Genomic DNA, 17,293 nt, shown 5'->3' on the forward strand with positions numbered 1-17,293 from the left:
ATCGCTCACTCGTCCGCTCAAGAGATCAGGCGGCCGGATCGAGCACCAGTTGCGTCTGCGTGACGACGGCGCAGAGCTTGCCCTGTTCATTCGTGATCGAGGTCTGCCAGACCATCGTGGTGCGCCCGCGATGCAGCGCCACGCAGGTGCCCGTCACCGTGCTGCCCAGCCGTGCGCCGGCAATGAACTTGGTGCTCGAATCGGTGGTCGTCGTGCGCTTGCCGCCCGACAGGTTGACGACGGTGCCGACCGCGCCCAGCGTATCGGCAAACGCCATCGAGGCACCGCCGTGCAGGATGCCGCCGGCGGTACAGAGGTCTTTTCGCACCTCCATCTGCGCCACCACGCGGTCGGGCTCCAGCACCGTGATGCGGATGCCCATCAGGTCGGGAAAGAGTCCGGCAAACAGCTTCTGGATGTCTGCGATATCGGTCATCGATGTCTCCTTGGATCTTCTTTGGGGGTTCGACAGACTAGCGGAAAGGCTGCAGAAGCACATGCATCGTCCACATCGGCCGAGCCTCTCTTAGTATTCCGTGCACAACATGAAGAACTGAGAGGCCCCGGTGGAGATCTTCGAAAACGTCCTTCTCATGCTGGTCGCGGCGTGCCTGCTGCTGCAGCTCTCGCGCCGCCTCGCGCTGCCCTATCCGTCGCTGCTGGCACTGGCCGGCGTCGGGCTCGGCGCGATGCCCTGGGTGCCGCACATCCATTTCGATCCGCAACTGGCGCTCGCGCTCTTCATTGCACCAGCGCTCCTCGACTCGGCCTTCGACACCTCGCCGCGCGAGCTGCGGCGCAACTGGATGCCGCTGGTCTCGCTGGTGCTGGTGGCCGTGCTGCTGACCACCGCCGTGGTGGCTTGGGCCGGCTGGGCCTTTGCAGGGCTGCCGATTGCCGCGGCCATCACGCTCGGCGCCATCGTCGCGCCACCCGATGCGGTGGCCGCGGCGGCGGTGATGCAGCAGTTCCGCATTCCACGGCGCACGCTGTCGCTCATCAACGGCGAGAGCCTGCTCAACGACGCTGTGGCGCTGCTGGTGTTCGGCGTGGCGGTGTCGGCGGCGGGCGCCGCGCACCAGCCCATTGCCAGCTCGCTGCCGATGCTGCTGGTGGCGGTGCCGGGCGGCGCGGTGGTCGGCGTGCTGCTCGGCAAGGTCTCGCTGCACTTCGTGAGCCCGCTCTTCAGGGGCACGCGCTCGGCCATCATCCTGCAGTTCGTGATGACCTTTGCCGCGTGGATCGTGGCCGAGCGGCTGCGCCTGTCGCCGATCATCTCGGTGGTCGCCTTCGGCATGACGCTGGGCCGCTACGCACCGAGCCGCAATGCGCCACGGGACCGCGTGCAGTCGTATGCGGTGTGGGGTGCGGTGGTGTTCACGCTCAACGTGCTGGCGTTCTTTCTGATGGGGCTGCAGGCGCGCGGCATTCTCGACCGGCTCTCCGGCCCCGCGCTCACGCACGCGCTGCAGTTCGCGGGCCTCGTGCTCGCGCTGGTCATCGGCGTGCGGGTGGTGTGGGTGCTGTTCTACGGGGCGGTGATGCGCATGGTGAAGCACCGGCTGGGCCTCAAGCCCAAGGGCGTGTCGATTCCGTCCAGGCGCATCGGCCTGCTCGTCGGCTGGTCGGGCATGCGCGGCCTGGTCACCATGGCCACGGCCTTTGCGCTGCCGGCGGATTTTCCGGGGCGCGACCTCATCGTGCTGAGCGCGTTCGCCGTCGTGCTCGGCACGCTGGTGATCCAGGGCTTCACCATCGGGCCGCTCATCAAGGCGCTGAAGATCGAACCCGACGCATCGCAGGACAAGGAAGTCTCGCTCGCGCGCACCGCGATGATGGATGCGGCGCTCCTTGCATTGAAGGCTGAACGCGGCGCCGAGGCCGATGCCGTGCGCGACGAATACCGCGCCGCGCGAACCATCGCCGCCGACGAAAGCCAGCCGCAGGCCACGACCGCGCACGACCGCCTGCGCGCCACGGCCATCCGCGCACAGCGTCAGGCGCTCGATGCGCTGCGAGAAAGCGGGCAGATCGAGGACGACACCTACCACCGGCTCGAGGAGGAGATGGACTGGGCGGAGTTGAATGCGATTCCTGCGGACGATGTGCGGCTGCAGAGCGTGTAGCGCTTGCTCCCTCTCTTGCTCCTTCCCCTTCCGGGGGAAGGTTGGGATGGGGGCACGACGGCGTTCAATTCATCGCGGCGCCTGATCGAACGCTGCTTGCCCCCACCCCTGCCCTCCCCCGGAAGGGGAGGGAGAAAAACCGGGCATCAGGCCTCGTCCTCGTACCACCGGTCCTTCACCACCGGCTCGAGGAGGAGATGGCCGACCGCGAAAAATACCCAATTCAGGGGATACCTCAAGACACCGCCGTTAACAATAATTGACATTTAGAAGCCTCCTGCGCGCCCGTCGGCAGGGGGCTTCTTTTTGTCGAGTCATACAACCATAAAGAGGGGTCAAGATGCGTTTCAGTCAAGCAAGTTCGGTCGCGCGAATCGCCGCCGTGGCCGGTGTGGCCATGTTGGTGGCATCGTGCGGCGGGGGTGGAGGTGGTGGTTTTCTGCCGGTGGTCGCACCCCCCCCCCCGCCCGTCGTGAACCATTCCATCGGCGGCACGGTCACCGGCCTTACCGGCCACCTGGTGCTGCAAAACAATGCCGGCGACGACCTCAAGCTGTCGGCCGATGGCAAGTTCACCTTTGCAACGACCCTGGTCGAGGGTTCGGACTACAAGGTCAGCGTCCGTACGCAACCCCTGTGGCAGTTCTGCACCGTCACCAAGAACACTGGCAAGGCCTCGGCCGACGTGAGCGACGTGACGGTGGCCTGCTCGGCCGCGGCGGCCAAGGTCGAGACGTTCGCCGGCGACGGCACCCAGGGCGCCGTCAACGGCAAGGGTACGGCTGCATCGTTCTTGCTGCCTTCCGGCATCGCCTTCACAAAGGATGGTGGTCTGCTCATCGGTGACTGGGGAAACAGTTTCGTGCGCAAGATTTCGCCCGAGGCCGACGTCACTACGTTTGCCGGCGACGGCCCCAACCCGCCGTTCGCAGACCCCACCAACCTCACCGTGGATGCGAACGACACCGTCTTCGTCGCGGACGCCCAAAGCCATCGAATCTTCAAGATCACGCCGACGGGCGATGTGACCACGGTGGCGGGCATCAATGGCACGAACACCACGACCGATGGCAACGGAACCGCCGCCACCTTCAACGCGCCCGTGTCGGTGGCCGTGGATGCTGCCGGCAATCTGTACGTTCTGGAGTATGAAGGCGGCGTCGTTCGCAAGATCGACCCGGCCCTCAATGTCACCACGCTGGCCGGCAGCAGCCCGCCGGGCTTTGCCGACGGCACGGGAAACGCCGCGAAATTCGGGCGCGGCTACAACATTGCCATCGATGCGTCAGGCAACCTCTACGTCGCCGACTCCGAGAACCATCGAATTCGCAAGATCACCCCCGCCGGGGTGGTCACGACACTTGCAGGGACGGGGACGCCCGGCGCCACCGATGGCCCCGGCAACTCCGCGACTTTCTCCGATCCCCGCGGCGTCACTGTCGATGCGGACGGCAATGTCTACGTGGCCGATTTCGGGAACAGCCTGTTGCGCAGGATCACACCGGCAGGGTTGGTCTCCACGCTCGCCGGCCAAAAGGGTACTAGGGGTGGGCAAGACGGCATCGGCGCGGCTGCCACGTTCAATCGGCCGCAAGGGCTCACGATCAACGCGGCGGGCACGCTGTATGTCGCCGACACCTACGGCCAGTTGATCCGCAAGGTCACGCCGGTTCAGGCGCCCTGAGGCGCGCTGCGGCGACGTGCGCCGAGCGCGTCGCCGCGTGTCAGGCCCCTGCCCTCACCCTGGCCCTCCCCCAAAGGGAGAGGGGACAAGACCGCAGGCCTCGGGCCGACCCGCCCTCACTCCCCCTCGTACCACCTGTCCTTCGCCAGCATCACGCGATGGTGCCCGTGCCCCGACGGCATCATCGGAAAGCAGTTCTCCTGCGCCGCCACCTGCACGTCGAGAAAGAACGGGCCCTTGCTCGCCAGGCACTCGGCCAGCGCCTCTTCCAGCTCGGCCGGGTCCGACACGCGCCGCGCGCCCCAGCCGAAGGCCTTGGCCAGCGCCACGAAATCGGGCAGCGCCTCGTTCCAGCTGTGGCTCAGGCGGTTGCCGTGGTTCAGCTCCTGCCACTGGCGCACCATGCCCATGTAGCCGTTGTTGCACAGCACCAGCTTCACCGGCACGCGATGCTGCACGGCAGTCGACAGCTCCTGGATGTTCATGAGCACCGACGCATCGCCGCTCACGCAGACGGTCAGTGCCTCCGGGTGTCCGATCTGCGCGCCGATGGCGGCGGGCAACCCATAGCCCATGGTGCCGGCGCCGCCCGATGTGAGCCAGTGGCGCGGGCTGTCGAAGCGCAGGTACTGCGCGGCCCACATCTGGTGCTGGCCGACGTCGGTCGACACGATCGCATCGCGCCCGCCGATGGCACGTTGCAGCGACGACATCAATTGCTGCGGCAGGATCGAATCGGCGCGCGGCGTGAAGGCCAGGCAGTCTTCGGCGCGCCAGCGTTCGATGCGCTCCCACCACGGTGCAAGCCGTTCGGGCGCAAAGCCCTCGGCCGGCAGCATGGCCAGCAAGGCGTCGACGATGGCGCCGCAATCGCCGACCATCGGCACGTCGACGTGCACCACCTTGTTGATGCTGCCGGGGTCGATGTCGATGTGGATCTTGCGTGCGTGCGGGCAGAACTCGTCGAGCTTGCCGGTCACGCGGTCGTCGAAGCGCGCGCCGATGCACACCACCAGGTCGGCCTCGTGCATCGCAAGGTTGGCTTCCAGCATGCCGTGCATGCCCAGCATGCCGATGAACTTCGGATCAGACGCGGGGAAGGCGCCGAGCCCCATCAGCGTGAGCGTGCACGGGGCATGCAGGCGATGCACGAGCTGGGTGAAGGCCTCGCAGGCGGTCGGGCCCGAGTTGATCAAGCCGCCACCGCCGTAGAGCACCGGCCGGCGTGCCGTCGAGAGCAGGTCGGCCGCGCGCTGCAGCATCGCCTTCGGCGGCAGCGGCGCCCTGCCCGTGCGCAAGGGACGCAGCGGCGCGGGTTCTGCGCCGTGGCTCAGGCGCTGCAGTTGGATGTCCTTCGGCACATCGAGCAGCACTGGACCCGGCCGGCCCGAACTGGCGATTTCCAATGCGCGGCGCACCAGTGCCGGCACGTCGTCGGCCGCGCGCACCTGCCGGTTCCACTTGGTCACGGGGCGCGACATGCCGAGCGCGTCGCTCTCCTGAAAGGCCTGCGTGCCGATGACCGCGGTCGCCACCTGGCCGCTGATGCACAGCACCGGTATCGAATCGCTCATCGCATCGAGCAGCCCGGTGATGGTGTTGCCCACGCCCGGCCCCGAGGTGACCAGCACCACGCCCACACGCCCAGTGCTGCGCGCATAGCCTTCGGCCGCATGCACCGCTGCCTGTTCGTGCCGCACCAGCACGTGGCGCAGCCGGGGTTCACCGTGCAGTGCGTCGTACAGCGGCAGCGCGGCGCCGCCGGGGTAGCCGAAGATGGTGTCGACGCCGCATTCAACCAGCGTGTCGAGCAGGGCCTCGGCCCCGTTGCGCACGCGCGGTGCGGTCTCGGGGTGGAGGGACAGGGAAGGCGTGAGGGGAAGGTCGAGCAGTCGCATGCCGTCAATTCTTCCGGTTTGAGCGCAAAATATGCTTCTTTCTTTTGGCTCTTTGGACCTGATTAATGAAGAACAATCGGCAAACCGGTGGCGACAACGAAGGATCTTTCGACAAGATCGACCTGGCGATCCTGCGGGTGCTGTTGCTCGACTCCCGCAAGACGCTGCAGGAGATCGGCAACGAGGTCGGCCTGTCGCCCACGAGTTGCTGGACGCGCATCAAGAAGCTCGAAGCCTCGGGGGTGATCAAGCGCTACACGGTCGACGTGGACCCGGCCAAGCTGGGCTATCACGACTCGGTGATCGTGCAGGTCACGCTGGAGAGCCACACGGACGAAACGCTGTACGACTTCGGGCGGGTGCTGGCGACGATTCCGGAGATTCAGGAGGCGTACCTGGTGTCCGGGGACTACGACTACTACATCCGCATAGCGGTGCGGGACACGCGGGACTACGAGCGGCTGTTGCGCGAGAAGCTCTACAAGATTCCCGGCATTCGGCATAGCAAGTCGCACTTTGTCTTGCGGGTGCTGAAGGAGAGCAGCGTGCCGGTTATTTGATTTCTTTGTGTTGCGCTTTTTGCGCTGCTGTTCTTTCGGGGCGCGTGCGAATGACACCAGGAGCTCCCCTCCGCGAATGTCCCCCGGGGCGCTGCGCGCCCCTCCTCCTTTATTTCGCTGCGGGGAGCACCTGGTGTCATTCGCACTGGGGCACGCTGCTGGTGAATCACTGATCAACAACTGCTCTGTCCAACGCTCACGTCGATACGGGGCTCTTTTTCGCGAAATAAAGGAGGAGCGAAGCGGGGGACATTCGCGAAAAAGAGCACCGTGTCGGCGTGAGCGTCGCCCTGAACGGCAGCGCCAAAAACGAACAACGCGACGAACAAAAGAACAAGTCTTCATCCAGCAGTGCGAACATCGCCCTGAACTGAAACCTCCCCCAAAGGATCTTCGGATGTTCGACTTCTTCAAGAAAAAACCACCAGCTACCGAACCGCCCCCAGAGTCGAAGGCTCCACAGCCACTGGCCGCCCGCAAAGGACACATCGGCGGCATCGAGGCGCTGACGCTCGACGACACCATGTACTTCTTCGGCTTCGACTTTCGCAGCGACCTCGTCGTGTCGCCGCTGATTCCCGATGCGGCCCTCATGGCACGCTTTGCCGCCGAGCACATGGAACAACGCGACGGCGTGCACGACGAAGCCTACTGGCGCGAACTCGTGGGCTACGCCGTCGAAGGCTCGGAACTGTGCAGCGACGAAACCAGCCGCAGTTTCGACAGCCAGGCGCTGGCCACGACCATTGCCTGCCTCGGCCGCGTGCGCCGCGAAGGCACGCCCGAACCGGGCTTTGCCATCGAATACCACCTGCGCTACCTGCTGGGCGCCGCCGGTGGCTGGGAAGTGCCGGAAGAAGCCGGCGATGAAGATGCCGACGCGTGGATCAGCCTCATCGCCGGTGAAGCGCCTGTGCCCGAGGGCGTGTCGCTGTCCGATGTGGCGGCGCGGTTGCAGAAGCACCTGAACGCGCTGGTCGATGCCGCACCGGGCAACTGGGCAACGCTGTTCGCTGCACTGAAAGCCTGATGCCGCCCGCGCGAACCGGCGCGGGCTCACTGCCGTATCAGTTCGGCCCGCCGCTTCTTCGCTGCGGCCGCTTTCACGAAATGCGCGTCGATTCCCAATCGTCGGGAATCGACGCTTGGGGGCAAGCAAGCCGAACACCATACTGCGCGTCGCCCAGACACCGATGCTCCGATGACAACCTGGCAATCCGGCAGCGTCATCGAAGATCTTTCGTCCCCCTGGCCCCTCGCTCATGGACACACTCGACTTCCTGCTGGGCGATTACTCGCTCTCCATCCTCTGCATCCTCGCGGGTGTCGCATTCCTTGCCGGGGCCTTCGATGCCATTGCCGGCGGCGGCGGACTGGTGACGGTTCCTGCGCTTGTCATTGCGGGCCTCGACCCGGTTTCCGCCATTGCGACGAGCAAGCTGCAAGCGACGCTCGGCGCGGTGTCCTCGACAACGAAATTCGCGCGGGCCGGCTTGATCGAGTGGAAGCGGATCTGGCCGGCGGCCATCCTCGCCTGCCTGGGTTCTATCGCCGGGGCGTTGGTGGTCAGCTCGGTTCCCCAGCAACTGGTCAAGACCGGCCTGCCTTTTCTCTTGATTGCCATGGCGCTCTATTTCGCCTTGTCACCCAAGATGACCGACGACGATGCCGCGCAGAGAATTTCCATGGCCGCCTTTTGCGTGACCGCGGCGGTCGTGATCGGTTTCTACGACGGCGCGTTCGGCCCCGGCACCGGCTCGTTCTTCATGATCGCCTTCGTCCTCCTGCTGGGCTATGGCGTCGTCCGCGCGACGGCCCACACGAAGCTGCTGAACCTTGCGTCGATCCTGGGTTCGCTTTCCATCTATGTCCTTCAAGGCCTCGTGCATTGGCGCATCGGCATCGTGATGGGGTTGGGCGCTTTCATCGGTGCGCAAGTGGGCTCGGGGCTGGCCATTCGGGCTGGCGCAAAACTCATCCGGCCATTGCTCATGGTGGTCTGCTGCGCAATTGCCATCAAGCTGATGGTTGATCCGGCACATCCCGTCTATCGCTGGATTGCAAGCAATACCTGAGAACGCCGACGACTCTGTTACCCAGACTCAGAAATTGATTAATTGGGCTCAGAAGCGAATTTGGAAATCCTGCAAAACGTAAATTTCTATATTCAATTCTTGTCGTTTTCCAGAGCGCAGAATGCGGGCCGCATCTCAATTGAAGCCCGCCTTCTTTTGAAGTTGCAATTCTTCAGCCCTCTCTGGAAATCCTCATGTACGTTGTCATGGGCGCCGGCCTCATCGGCGCTTCTGTTGCCTACTTTCTTTCGCGCGCGGGTGCGCCAGTCACCGTACTCGAGGCTGGTCGCCCGGCAGGCGGCACCAGCGCTTCCACATTCGCCTGGATCAATTCCCACAACAAGAAACCACGGGCCTATCACGACCTGAATGTGGCCGGCATGCATGCGCATGCGCGCCTGCGCGAGCAATTCGATCAGGCGCCCTGGTGGCATGGCGGCGGCAGCATCGAGTGGGAGAGCGGCGACGCCGACGCCTACCGCGACAAGGTCGCGCTCCTGCACGAATGGGGCTATGCCGCGCAATGGATCGACCATGCACAGGTTCGTGAGTTGGAACCGGACATCGATACACAAGCCATCGGTGATGCGCCAGTCGCGTTCTTCCCCGACGATGGCTGGATCGATCCACCGGTGTATTGCCAGTCCCTGCTCACGGCTGCCCGGTCCAATGGCGCCCGGCTGCTGACCGATACGCGCGTGTCGGCATTGCGCCGCCAGGGCTCACGCATCACGGGCGTGACGACGGAACGGGGCGACGTCATCGACGCCGATGTCATCATCAACTGCACAGGGCGTTGGGCGGATCAGCCGGCCCTTGCACAAGCGCAGCGCATCCCATTGGCGCCGTCGGCCGGGCTGATGGTCTTCACGCCCTCCCTGGCCCACGCCGTAAAGCGCGTCATTTTTTCGCCCAAGGTACACATTCGCCCGGACGGCGCAGGCCGCCTGCTGATTTGCCGCAACGACCTGGAGCTGCCCACGAACGCCCGGCCCGCCGACTACCTGCCCGACGCGCAGCGCCTGCTGCAAGCGGCCACCGAGGTCTTGCCGCTGCTGCGAAACGTCGAGGCCGAGGCATTGCGCGTCGGCATTCGTGCCCTGCCCTCGGACGGATTCCCCGCCGTAGGCCCTGCGGCCGGCGTAGAGGGCTACTACAGCGTGGTGACCCACAGCGGCGCAACGCTGGCGCCCTACCTGGGTGAAGCAGCTGCCGACGAAATCCTCCACGGAACACAACACCCCGAGCTGGCCCCCTTCAGGGCCAGCCGGTTTTCTCTTTGACCACCTGGTTTGAAACTCTAGAAAGAAAAGACATGGCAAGACTTCCACTCGTGGAGCGCTCCGAGCTCGACCGCGAAGGCCAACAGGCCTACGACGATGAAATCGCCCGCGTGGGCCGCGTGACCAACATGAAGGGCACCATCCTGCGTTCCCTGCCCGCGCACCGGGCCTATCACGGCTCCTACCTGATCAAGGCCGAGCTGATCGCGCTGCTCGGCAAGCGCGCCTTCAATGTCTACGCGCATGCGATTTCGTCGGCCTCCGACTGCCTGCTCTGCTCGACCTTCTTTCGCCAGGCGCTCAGGGCCGAAGGCATTGCGCCAGGCGAGTTCGTGCCCACCGAAATCGAACAGTTGCTGATCGACCTGGGCAGCACCATCGGCGCCAATCGTGCGCACCAGTTGGACGAAGAAATGTGGCGCCGCATCAAGGCCAACTTCGATGCGTCGGCCATCGTCAACCTGATCGGCTTCGGCGGCACCATGGTGGCGACCAACATCTTCAACAGCCTGCTGGAAGTCGATATCGATGACTACCTTTGACCCCGAACGAACAGGAGCCACGATGACTGAACGCAAGAAGACCTACTACGGCGTGAGTGTCGGCATCCTGATGGTCAAAACCACTTTTCGCCGCTACCTGGGCGATATCGGCCACGCCGGAACCTGGCCCTTCCCCGTGCAATACCGCATCGTCGAAGAAGCCCTGCCGGCGAAGATGACCGAGCTGCACAGCGCCAGCCTGCTGGAGCCCTTCAAGCGCGCCGCGCGTGAGCTGGTCGAAGCCGGTGTCGACGGCATCACCACCACCTGCGGCTTTCTCTCCATTTACCAGCAGGAGCTGGCCGACTACTGCGGCGTGCCGGTGGCCACCAGCAGCCTGCTGCAAGTGCCCATGGTCCAGCGGCTGATTGCCTCCAACCGGCAGGTCGGCATCCTCACCTACAACAGCGATGCGCTCAGTGGCCCTTACCTCTCGGCCGTTGGTATCGCAGCCGACACGCCGGTGTATGGCATGCCCCAGAGTTCCGAATTCGTGCGCTCGATCAAGGAGGGCGACGACCGCGTGCCTTATGCGACCTTGCGCGAAGAGGTGCTGGCACTGGCCGGCAGGATGATTCAGGAAAATCCCCGCATCGGCGCCATCGTTTCCGAGTGCACCAACCTTGCCCCCTTCACCGCGGACATTCAGGAGCGCTTCGGCGTGCCGGTCTATGACACGGTGTCCCTGGTCAACTGGTTCCACGCCGGACTGCGTCCGCGCCGCTATCCAGCGGAGTGAGTGACAAGAAAGAGCACAAAAAAAGGCTTGCCGCGGCAAGCCTTTTTTTGGTCAATGTCCGGCGATTACCAGGACGGAATCACCGTGCCATTGAACCTCGTGATGATCATCTGCTTGATGTGATCGGACTCGAAGATCTTGATGAAGCGGGCGATACGCGGATCGTCCTTGCGGTCAGCGCGTGCCGCCCAGATGATGGTCCACAGGGAGCCCTTGTCTTCCAGCAGCAATGCATCCTTGGGATTGAGCCCCGCCAGCACGCCCTTGTTGAGGCCGACCACGCCCGCATCGATGTCGCCCAGTGCGCGCGGCACCTGCGTCTCACTGAGCGGCACGATCTTCAGCTTCTTGGGGTTCTCCGCGATGTCGAGCAGGCCGGCATTGCTGCCAGCTTCAGGCTTGAGCTTGATCAACCCAGCCTTTTGCAGCAACACCAGGGCGCGGGCTTCATTGGCCGGATCGTTGGGAATGGCAACCGTTGCCCCCTGCGGCAGCTTGTCCAGTGACTTGTACTTGGCCGAATACACACCCGCCGGCGCGATGTAGCTGGGCTTGATCAGCACGATCTTGTTGCCGCGCAACTCGTTCTGCCTCTGCATGTAGGGCACATGCTGGAAGTTGTTCACGTCGACATCCCCGGCCTGCGTGGCCTCGTTGATTTGCGTGGGTTCGGTGAACTCAACGATCTTGACGGGAAAGCCCTGTGCATTCGCGAGCTTGGCTGCTTCCTGCAGGAATTCGCTGTACGGGCCCGGAGATGCGCCGACACGCAGCGGGGCGTCTGCGGCATGGGAAAGTGCCGCTGGAAGTGAAAGAACAAGGAGGGTGCCGAGCAGCACCTTGGAGGCAGAGCGAAAGATATCCACGAAAAGCTTTCTATTTCAGGAAGAAGAGCGTGGAGTTTATTGACGCGATTTATTCAGCAAGAACGCATTTCGAATTCCCATATTCGATTTCTGCGGAATGAATAAATGCCAAACGACCACCATTGTTATCAACGAACATTGACCACCGGAATTAAGTTAACAAATGCAATGGATATGAAATTCAATCCCTATGAATCGGGGAAATGAATTACTTCCAACTTTTTGTTGACGCTCTCAGAGCCGTATCAGCTCGACCCGCCGGTTCTTCGCGCGCCCGGCCTCGTTGTCGTTCGACGCCACCGGCTCGGCCGCTCCTGCGCCACGGGTCGTGAAGCGGCGCGGGTCCACCCCGGCCTTTACCAGCACCGCGATCACCGCCAGCGCGCGGCGCTTCGACAGGTCGTCGTTGTGCTTGCCCTCCCCTTGCGCATCGGTGTGCCCCACCACCGACAGCTTGAGCGGCGGGTTGTTGCGCATCAGCTTGGTCATCTCGTCCAGCGTGGGTTGCGACTCGGGCCGGATCACGTCCTTGTCCAGGTCGAACAAGATGCCGTAGAGGTTGATGCGCCCCGTCTCGGCCAAGCTCTTCTGCATGGCCGAGGCGTCGACGAACACGATCTTGTCGCCCTCCATCGCCTTGGCTTCCACCACGCGCACGAAGGCGTGGTTGCCGACCTCGGCGTTGTGCTCGGCCAGCGCGATGCTGGCGTACACCGTGCCGGTGGGGCCGGTCTTCTTCGCGAGCAGATAACGGCCGCTCACCGAGAAGTAGTTGCGGATGTAGTCGCCGCGGCTGCCCAGGCGCGGCCACTCCGGGTCATCGAAGGCCAGCGCAAAGTCGTAGGGCGAGGTGGTGTCCACGCTGTCGGGCCGCTTCTTGTAGCAAGAGGCGTTGGCCGTGCCGCAGGTAAAAAGAATCTCGAACCCCTTGGCCTTCAAACTGGACTCGTAGTTGCGCTGCACTTCGAGCAGCGAGCGGTCACCCGGCAGCTTGTAGTGATACAGCGAAATCTTGCCTTCGAGCTTCAGCAGATCGGGCTTGCCGCCACCCCAGTTCTGGAACGGCTCCTTGATGAGGCCGACCTCGTCATAGGCCATGACTTTGGTGCCGTCGAGCACCGAGCCTTCGTAGCGGCCGACAAGGGGATGGTCTTTCTCGGGCGGCGCGGCGGCAGAAGCAGAAACGAAGGCGGCCAGCGAAAGCCATGCCATGACAGCGAAGGAGGCAAGCTGTTTCATCTGCACATCCGAAAAGAGCGGCGACACCTTGATGCTAGAGAGTGCGCATGCTGCTGTGCATTCGACGGACGGCCTATGCCGCCCGATGGCTTTGCGCTGCATTCGCGCGCGGTCCACAATCCGCCCCCCCCGTTCAGGAGAAACGCACGCATGCACCAAGGCACGATTCACGGATTCGCACACGACCGCTTCGCAGGCGCAAGAGAAGCCTTCGAAGCCAACTTCGCCAACGGTGAAGAAGAAGAAGAACTCGGCGCCTCGTTCTGCGCCACGGTGAACGGCGAAACGGTGGTCGACCTCTGGAGCGGCTTCGCCGACGAGGCAAAAACCCGGCCGTGGGAGCGCGACACCCTCGTCAACGTCTACTCCGTCACCAAGACCATGACCGCGCTCACGGCGCTGCTGCTGGCCGACCGCGGCGTGCTCGACATCGCGGCGCCCGTTGCGAAGTACTGGCCCGAGTTCGCGGCCAACGGCAAGGCGGGCATCACCGTCGCGCAGTTGCTGAGCCATTCCGCGGGCCTCTCCGGCTGGCGCCCTGCGTGCAGCGGCGAAGACTTCTACGACTGGGACAAGGTGACCTCGATGCTCGCCGCCCAGGCGCCGCTGTGGGAGCCGGGCACGGCCTCGGGCTATCACATCTACACCTTCGGCTTTCTCGTCGGCGAGGTGGTGCGCCGCGTCACCGGCAAGAGCCTGGGCACCGTGTTCCGCGAAGAAATCGCACAGCCGCTGGGCGCGGATTTCTGGATCGGCCTGCCCGCATCGGAAGACCACCGCGTGGCGGACCTCGTGGGCTTTGAAGTGACGCGCAACACGGCCGAGCTGCAGCTCAGCGACATCCAGCGGGTGACCTTCATCGACACGCAGACCGATGTGCCATCGACGCGCACGCGCGCCTGGCGCGGTGCCGAGATTCCGGCGGTGAACGGGCATGGCAATGCACGCTCCATCGCCGAGATTCATGCGCTGCTTGCCAACGGCGGCGTGGCGAAGGGCAAGCGGATCATGTCCGAGGCCGGCTGCCGCAAGGCGCTGCAACAGCAGATCGAAGGGCCCGACCTCGCGATGCGCGGCATGCAGGTGCGCTTCGGCCTGGGCTTTGGTTTGCCCAGCCCGATCCTGTCGCTCTCGCTGCCGAATGCGAACTCGCTTTTCTGGTCGGGCGGTGGTGGATCGTTCGCGCTCATCGACATGGATGCGCGCACGAGCTTCGCCTATGCGATGAACAAGATGCAGCGCGGCATGGTTGGCGACGAGCGTTCGTTTCGCATCATTCGCGCGATGTGGCGGGCACTGGGAATCGGGCCAAACGCTGCTGCATCGCGCTGAACGAACCGGTTGCGCGATGCGGTCTCTGCTCGCGCCGCCGTTGATGCGCGGGATTGCGCCGTCTGTCAGGCCGCCTGCAATGGCGAAGCGGAAACCCGCGCGATCCGAGACTTACTAGCGCATTCAGTTTCCCCGCCCGCGCCGCCCTTCTCTAAAGTAAATGCCCCTGTCGCTCGACGACCCACTGTAGTGGGCAAGGAAGGCATCACACACAACACGCTTTGAAGGATGAACCGCTTCGCCTCGCGGCGGCTATCGGTGCCATGTGCACTCGATGGAAAACGCGGGGCACAAAAGGCGACGGCCGGGATGTGTCAGCACCCCAGCCGTCTAACCACATGACGTGCAAACCTTTTCAGAAAGAGCACTACAAATGGCTAAACGAATTATGGTTGGGCGTCGCACGCCGGCATCCCGCGGCAACTCGACCGACAACACGGACGGGCCCAGCGCGGCGGACCTTCTCGAGAACAAGCTGGCGCAGTTGAAGTCGCTGACGTGGTGCTGCTATGGCGGTGGCATCGATTGGCACCACGGCGCAGGGCCGACGCATCTGGATAACGTGTTCTGGCTCGTGGCGGATCTGGTGGATGAGGCGGGGGAGTTGTTTCAGCAGTGCGAAGGCGAGCGAGGTGCGCGAACTTGATGCGGGCGTGCTCCAACAGGCCACAGCCTGTGGCAGCATGCGGCGGCGGACTCAATCCGCCGCCCGCCGCAAAGCAAAAGCGCCCCCAAAAACGAGGCGTTGGCAATCCATTATTTTTTGAGGGAGCACACATGACGATTACTTCTGGTGTTTGCAAAGCGTTCATTGGCGGGCTCTGCTTACTGGCTGGAATGGCTGTCTTTTCCCAACCGCGACCTCCGCAAAGTTCTTCTGATTTAAGTTACAGAATCGTAAGAACTCCTTTACCTGTCGCCGCCTATAGAAACATCAGTGCTGCCGAATTCAGATTGATGGTCCGCAAGGCTTTTCAGGCATCAGGGTTTTCTTTCATCTCCGTAGACGAACAAAAGAACAAATCGACAATCAATCGATTCAGCCTGATTGTCGATCCGAAAATAAAATTCAAGCCAACGATTCTTGTATCTACCGATGAGTCGCTTGACAGCAGAAGAAGATGCAATCCATGTTTTCTGAGATTTACCGAAGTTGCCAACGCATCAGAAATCGGGGAGCTTCCCTGGATGACGCAATACGACCTGAATGCGCTTCTCATACAAGCAATCGACAAAGCCTACTCGAACATTGAATCCAGCGGGCGCACTTATCAGGACCCTTCATTCAGCTTCAGCTACAAGCCACAATGGGCAGGCGAGCAAAACCTGTTTGGCAACTCCTACATCGGCATCAGCTTGCCCGATCTCAAGGAGCGCATCATCAATGCGTATCGAAAGGCCGGATTTATTTCAATTGAAAAAGAAACCAATCCAAAGGCATCTGAACTCGATATGACTTTCAATTTCCCGATAGATCCGGCCAAGGACGGCGGTGCGGTTTATGAGCTGATTGTTCGCAGCCAATTTGACGAAAACGGGCACTGCTACCCGTGTGAGGTCATCGAACGGTACAACCCATATCAGCGACTTCCGCCGGCGGGTTTATCTGGAGTCCTCGACCGCGCGACCCTTGAATCGAGATTTTCAGCAGCCAGGACTGCGGCATACGAAAGCATCCGAATTGACCTCGAACGCTATTTGAGGCCTCGTTCCAAATTCACGGTGCCAAGCAAACCGGCGCCCCTTGGATCGCCTCCCCTTCCGCCCACTCCAGTGATCGTGACATGACAACCCGGGCACAGCCTGTGTCCGGAAATGCAAGCGTCGCAGCGACGCGGCAAGAGCACTGGCTTATCTTTATCAATGTGTTCGTGGCTCTATCGGCCGGGGCGCTGGCGTCGTTGTCCGCGCCCATGATGCTGGCAGTTCTCTATATTGATATTTGGTTGTTTGCCAATCCCCATATTGTTGCAACCTATTCACGTATTCGCGCAACATCGTCAGGCGTTCGAACCCACTGGGTTTTGATTTTTGTTGCACCGATCTTAATAGCGATAGGCCTCACGATTATTGCTCTTGCATATGAGGCAACCGGGCTGCTGGCCCTCTATTTTGTGCTTCAGGCATTCCATGTGACTCGCCAGAGTTATGGAATAGCAAGACGCTACGATCGTCGATTGCAGGCGCCCTATCAATGGCTGCCTTACTTTCTAATCTATATATTTCCCATGTGGGGATATTTGCATCGCAGCGCACAAGCGCCCAATAGCTTTCTGGGATATCCAATCTGGCTGCCTCCCATCCCGCAAGAGCTGGTTTTTTCAATCGAAGCTGTGGCGATCATTGGTGCGTCGTGCTGGTTTGCGCGTCTGTGGTACTACAAAGATACCGAACGGGCGAATGGCATATTTAACAGCTTCATATTCTCGCATCTGCTAATTTCTGTAGTCAGCTATATCTGGATTAGTGACATCACTCTTGGCTGGCTGGTAGTGAACGTTTGGCACAACATCCAGTACCTGATATTTGTCTACCGCCAACAAGATCGCAATATCAAGACCGGCAACACGGGCATCGAATCAGAGAGCACTTCGGCGCATCGAAAGCCATTGATTGAAGTTCTGAAGCGCCCAACAGTATTTTTTCTGACGTGCGCGATATTTGGAGCCGCTTTTTATGTCCTTGCCGACAAGGCCGGCCACAATCTTCTTTGGCTGGGATTTCCGACCGTCCTTATTGCGCACCTCATTTTGAATTTTCACCATTATTTGGCGGACGGCTTCATATGGAAGCGTCGCCGTGTTGGCAGGCCCAAGAATGAGGTGCTGAGAGCAAACTGAGTTGGGGGCCTGAACCAGTCGGCGCGCAGCAGTACCGACGGGAGCCAGTTGTAGTTTGGGTTGTCTGGCAGTCGATACCCAGGCCCCTCAATGACGCACACCTACGGAC

General features: G+C 62.3%; 16 protein-coding genes. 12 read left to right on the forward strand and 4 right to left on the reverse strand.

Annotation, left to right across the window (positions count from 1 at the left end; genetic code table 11):
* Positions 1–25: 25 nt before the first annotated feature.
* Positions 26–436 carry a PaaI family thioesterase gene (locus ACSFB7_RS02690; RefSeq protein WP_435466791.1) on the reverse strand — a complete coding sequence of 137 codons (411 nt, stop codon included), beginning with the start codon at positions 434–436 and terminating at the stop codon, positions 26–28.
* 130 nt (positions 437–566) lie between these two features.
* Between ACSFB7_RS02690 and ACSFB7_RS02695 the strand changes: the two genes are divergently transcribed.
* Together ACSFB7_RS02695 and ACSFB7_RS02700 are read left to right on the forward strand one after the other, a co-directional pair.
* Positions 567–2,126 (forward strand): cation:proton antiporter, encoded by a 1,560-nt coding sequence (locus ACSFB7_RS02695; RefSeq protein ID WP_435466793.1) that lies wholly within the window; start codon positions 567–569, stop codon positions 2,124–2,126.
* Positions 2,127–2,598: 472 nt separating this feature from the next.
* Positions 2,599–3,810: an NHL repeat-containing protein gene (locus ACSFB7_RS02700; RefSeq protein ID WP_435466795.1), complete on the forward strand. Its 1,212-nt coding sequence runs from the start codon at positions 2,599–2,601 to the stop codon at positions 3,808–3,810.
* 116 nt (positions 3,811–3,926) lie between these two features.
* Here ACSFB7_RS02700 and ilvB read toward each other — a convergent pair whose 3' ends face one another.
* Positions 3,927–5,708, reverse strand: a complete 1,782-nt coding sequence (ilvB, locus tag ACSFB7_RS02705) for a biosynthetic-type acetolactate synthase large subunit (RefSeq protein ID WP_435466797.1) — start codon at positions 5,706–5,708, stop codon at positions 3,927–3,929.
* Positions 5,709–5,773: 65 nt separating this feature from the next.
* On the opposite strand from ilvB, the gene ACSFB7_RS02710 reads away from it, so the two are divergent.
* The 6 genes from ACSFB7_RS02710 to ACSFB7_RS02735 all read left to right on the forward strand — a co-directional run bounded on the left by ACSFB7_RS02710 (position 5,774) and on the right by ACSFB7_RS02735 (position 10,907).
* On the forward strand, positions 5,774–6,268 hold the full coding sequence (locus tag ACSFB7_RS02710) for an Lrp/AsnC family transcriptional regulator (RefSeq protein ID WP_435466799.1): 495 nt from the start codon (positions 5,774–5,776) through the stop codon (positions 6,266–6,268).
* 397 nt (positions 6,269–6,665) lie between these two features.
* Entirely contained in the window at positions 6,666–7,298 is a 633-nt protein-coding gene (locus ACSFB7_RS02715) for a hypothetical protein (RefSeq protein ID WP_435466801.1), read from the forward strand.
* A 232-nt stretch (positions 7,299–7,530) separates the two neighbouring features.
* Positions 7,531–8,343 carry a TSUP family transporter gene (locus ACSFB7_RS02720; RefSeq protein ID WP_435466803.1) on the forward strand — a complete coding sequence of 271 codons (813 nt, stop codon included), beginning with the start codon at positions 7,531–7,533 and terminating at the stop codon, positions 8,341–8,343.
* Between the two features lie 194 nt (positions 8,344–8,537).
* The gene (locus ACSFB7_RS02725) at positions 8,538–9,626 is read left to right on the forward strand and encodes an NAD(P)/FAD-dependent oxidoreductase (protein WP_435466805.1); all 1,089 of its coding nucleotides are present in this window, start codon (positions 8,538–8,540) and stop codon (positions 9,624–9,626) included.
* A gap of 32 nt (positions 9,627–9,658) precedes the next feature.
* Positions 9,659–10,168 (forward strand): hypothetical protein, encoded by a 510-nt coding sequence (locus ACSFB7_RS02730; protein WP_435466807.1) that lies wholly within the window; start codon positions 9,659–9,661, stop codon positions 10,166–10,168.
* 22 nt (positions 10,169–10,190) lie between these two features.
* A complete protein-coding gene (locus tag ACSFB7_RS02735) occupies positions 10,191–10,907 on the forward strand; it encodes an aspartate/glutamate racemase family protein (protein WP_435466809.1) in 717 nt (238 codons plus the stop codon).
* Positions 10,908–10,972: 65 nt separating this feature from the next.
* Here the strand turns inward: ACSFB7_RS02735 and ACSFB7_RS02740 are convergent, their stop codons facing one another.
* Together ACSFB7_RS02740 and ACSFB7_RS02745 are read right to left on the reverse strand one after the other, a co-directional pair.
* Positions 10,973–11,773 (reverse strand): MetQ/NlpA family ABC transporter substrate-binding protein, encoded by an 801-nt coding sequence (locus ACSFB7_RS02740; RefSeq protein WP_435466811.1) that lies wholly within the window; start codon positions 11,771–11,773, stop codon positions 10,973–10,975.
* Between the two features lie 234 nt (positions 11,774–12,007).
* A complete protein-coding gene (locus ACSFB7_RS02745) occupies positions 12,008–12,985 on the reverse strand; it encodes an OmpA family protein (protein WP_435466813.1) in 978 nt (325 codons plus the stop codon).
* 177 nt (positions 12,986–13,162) lie between these two features.
* Here ACSFB7_RS02745 and ACSFB7_RS02750 point away from each other — a divergent pair, with 177 nt between their 5' ends.
* The 4 genes from ACSFB7_RS02750 (at position 13,163) to ACSFB7_RS02765 (ending at position 17,184) form a co-directional block, all read left to right on the forward strand.
* The gene (locus ACSFB7_RS02750) at positions 13,163–14,344 is read left to right on the forward strand and encodes a serine hydrolase domain-containing protein (RefSeq protein ID WP_435466815.1); all 1,182 of its coding nucleotides are present in this window, start codon (positions 13,163–13,165) and stop codon (positions 14,342–14,344) included.
* A gap of 373 nt (positions 14,345–14,717) precedes the next feature.
* A complete protein-coding gene (locus tag ACSFB7_RS02755; protein ID WP_435466817.1) occupies positions 14,718–14,990 on the forward strand; it encodes a hypothetical protein in 273 nt (90 codons plus the stop codon).
* 131 nt (positions 14,991–15,121) lie between these two features.
* Positions 15,122–16,132: a hypothetical protein gene (locus ACSFB7_RS02760; protein WP_435466819.1), complete on the forward strand. Its 1,011-nt coding sequence runs from the start codon at positions 15,122–15,124 to the stop codon at positions 16,130–16,132.
* Positions 16,129–17,184, forward strand: coding sequence for a hypothetical protein (locus tag ACSFB7_RS02765; protein WP_435466821.1), 1,056 nt, complete (start codon positions 16,129–16,131; stop codon positions 17,182–17,184). Before ACSFB7_RS02760 ends, ACSFB7_RS02765 begins: the two co-directional genes overlap by 4 nt.
* Positions 17,185–17,293 lie beyond the last annotated feature (109 nt).

This window comes from Variovorax raffinosi, from assembly GCF_051216615.1.
Classification (GTDB): domain Bacteria; phylum Pseudomonadota; class Gammaproteobacteria; order Burkholderiales; family Burkholderiaceae_C; genus Variovorax.

Coding starts and splice junctions, on each gene's coding strand:
- ACSFB7_RS02690 (WP_435466791.1), bottom strand. CDS start 436: ATGACCGATATCGCAGACATCCAGAAGCTGTTTGCCGGACTCTTTCCC.
- ilvB (WP_435466797.1), bottom strand. CDS start 5,708: ATGCGACTGCTCGACCTTCCCCTCACGCCTTCCCTGTCCCTCCACCCC.
- ACSFB7_RS02710 (WP_435466799.1), top strand. CDS start 5,774: ATGAAGAACAATCGGCAAACCGGTGGCGACAACGAAGGATCTTTCGAC.
- ACSFB7_RS02715 (WP_435466801.1), top strand. CDS start 6,666: ATGTTCGACTTCTTCAAGAAAAAACCACCAGCTACCGAACCGCCCCCA.
- ACSFB7_RS02720 (WP_435466803.1), top strand. CDS start 7,531: ATGGACACACTCGACTTCCTGCTGGGCGATTACTCGCTCTCCATCCTC.
- ACSFB7_RS02725 (WP_435466805.1), top strand. CDS start 8,538: ATGTACGTTGTCATGGGCGCCGGCCTCATCGGCGCTTCTGTTGCCTAC.
- ACSFB7_RS02730 (WP_435466807.1), top strand. CDS start 9,659: ATGGCAAGACTTCCACTCGTGGAGCGCTCCGAGCTCGACCGCGAAGGC.
- ACSFB7_RS02735 (WP_435466809.1), top strand. CDS start 10,191: ATGACTGAACGCAAGAAGACCTACTACGGCGTGAGTGTCGGCATCCTG.
- ACSFB7_RS02745 (WP_435466813.1), bottom strand. CDS start 12,985: ATGGCATGGCTTTCGCTGGCCGCCTTCGTTTCTGCTTCTGCCGCCGCG.
- ACSFB7_RS02750 (WP_435466815.1), top strand. CDS start 13,163: ATGCACCAAGGCACGATTCACGGATTCGCACACGACCGCTTCGCAGGC.
- ACSFB7_RS02755 (WP_435466817.1), top strand. CDS start 14,718: ATGGCTAAACGAATTATGGTTGGGCGTCGCACGCCGGCATCCCGCGGC.
- ACSFB7_RS02760 (WP_435466819.1), top strand. CDS start 15,122: ATGACGATTACTTCTGGTGTTTGCAAAGCGTTCATTGGCGGGCTCTGC.
- ACSFB7_RS02765 (WP_435466821.1), top strand. CDS start 16,129: ATGACAACCCGGGCACAGCCTGTGTCCGGAAATGCAAGCGTCGCAGCG.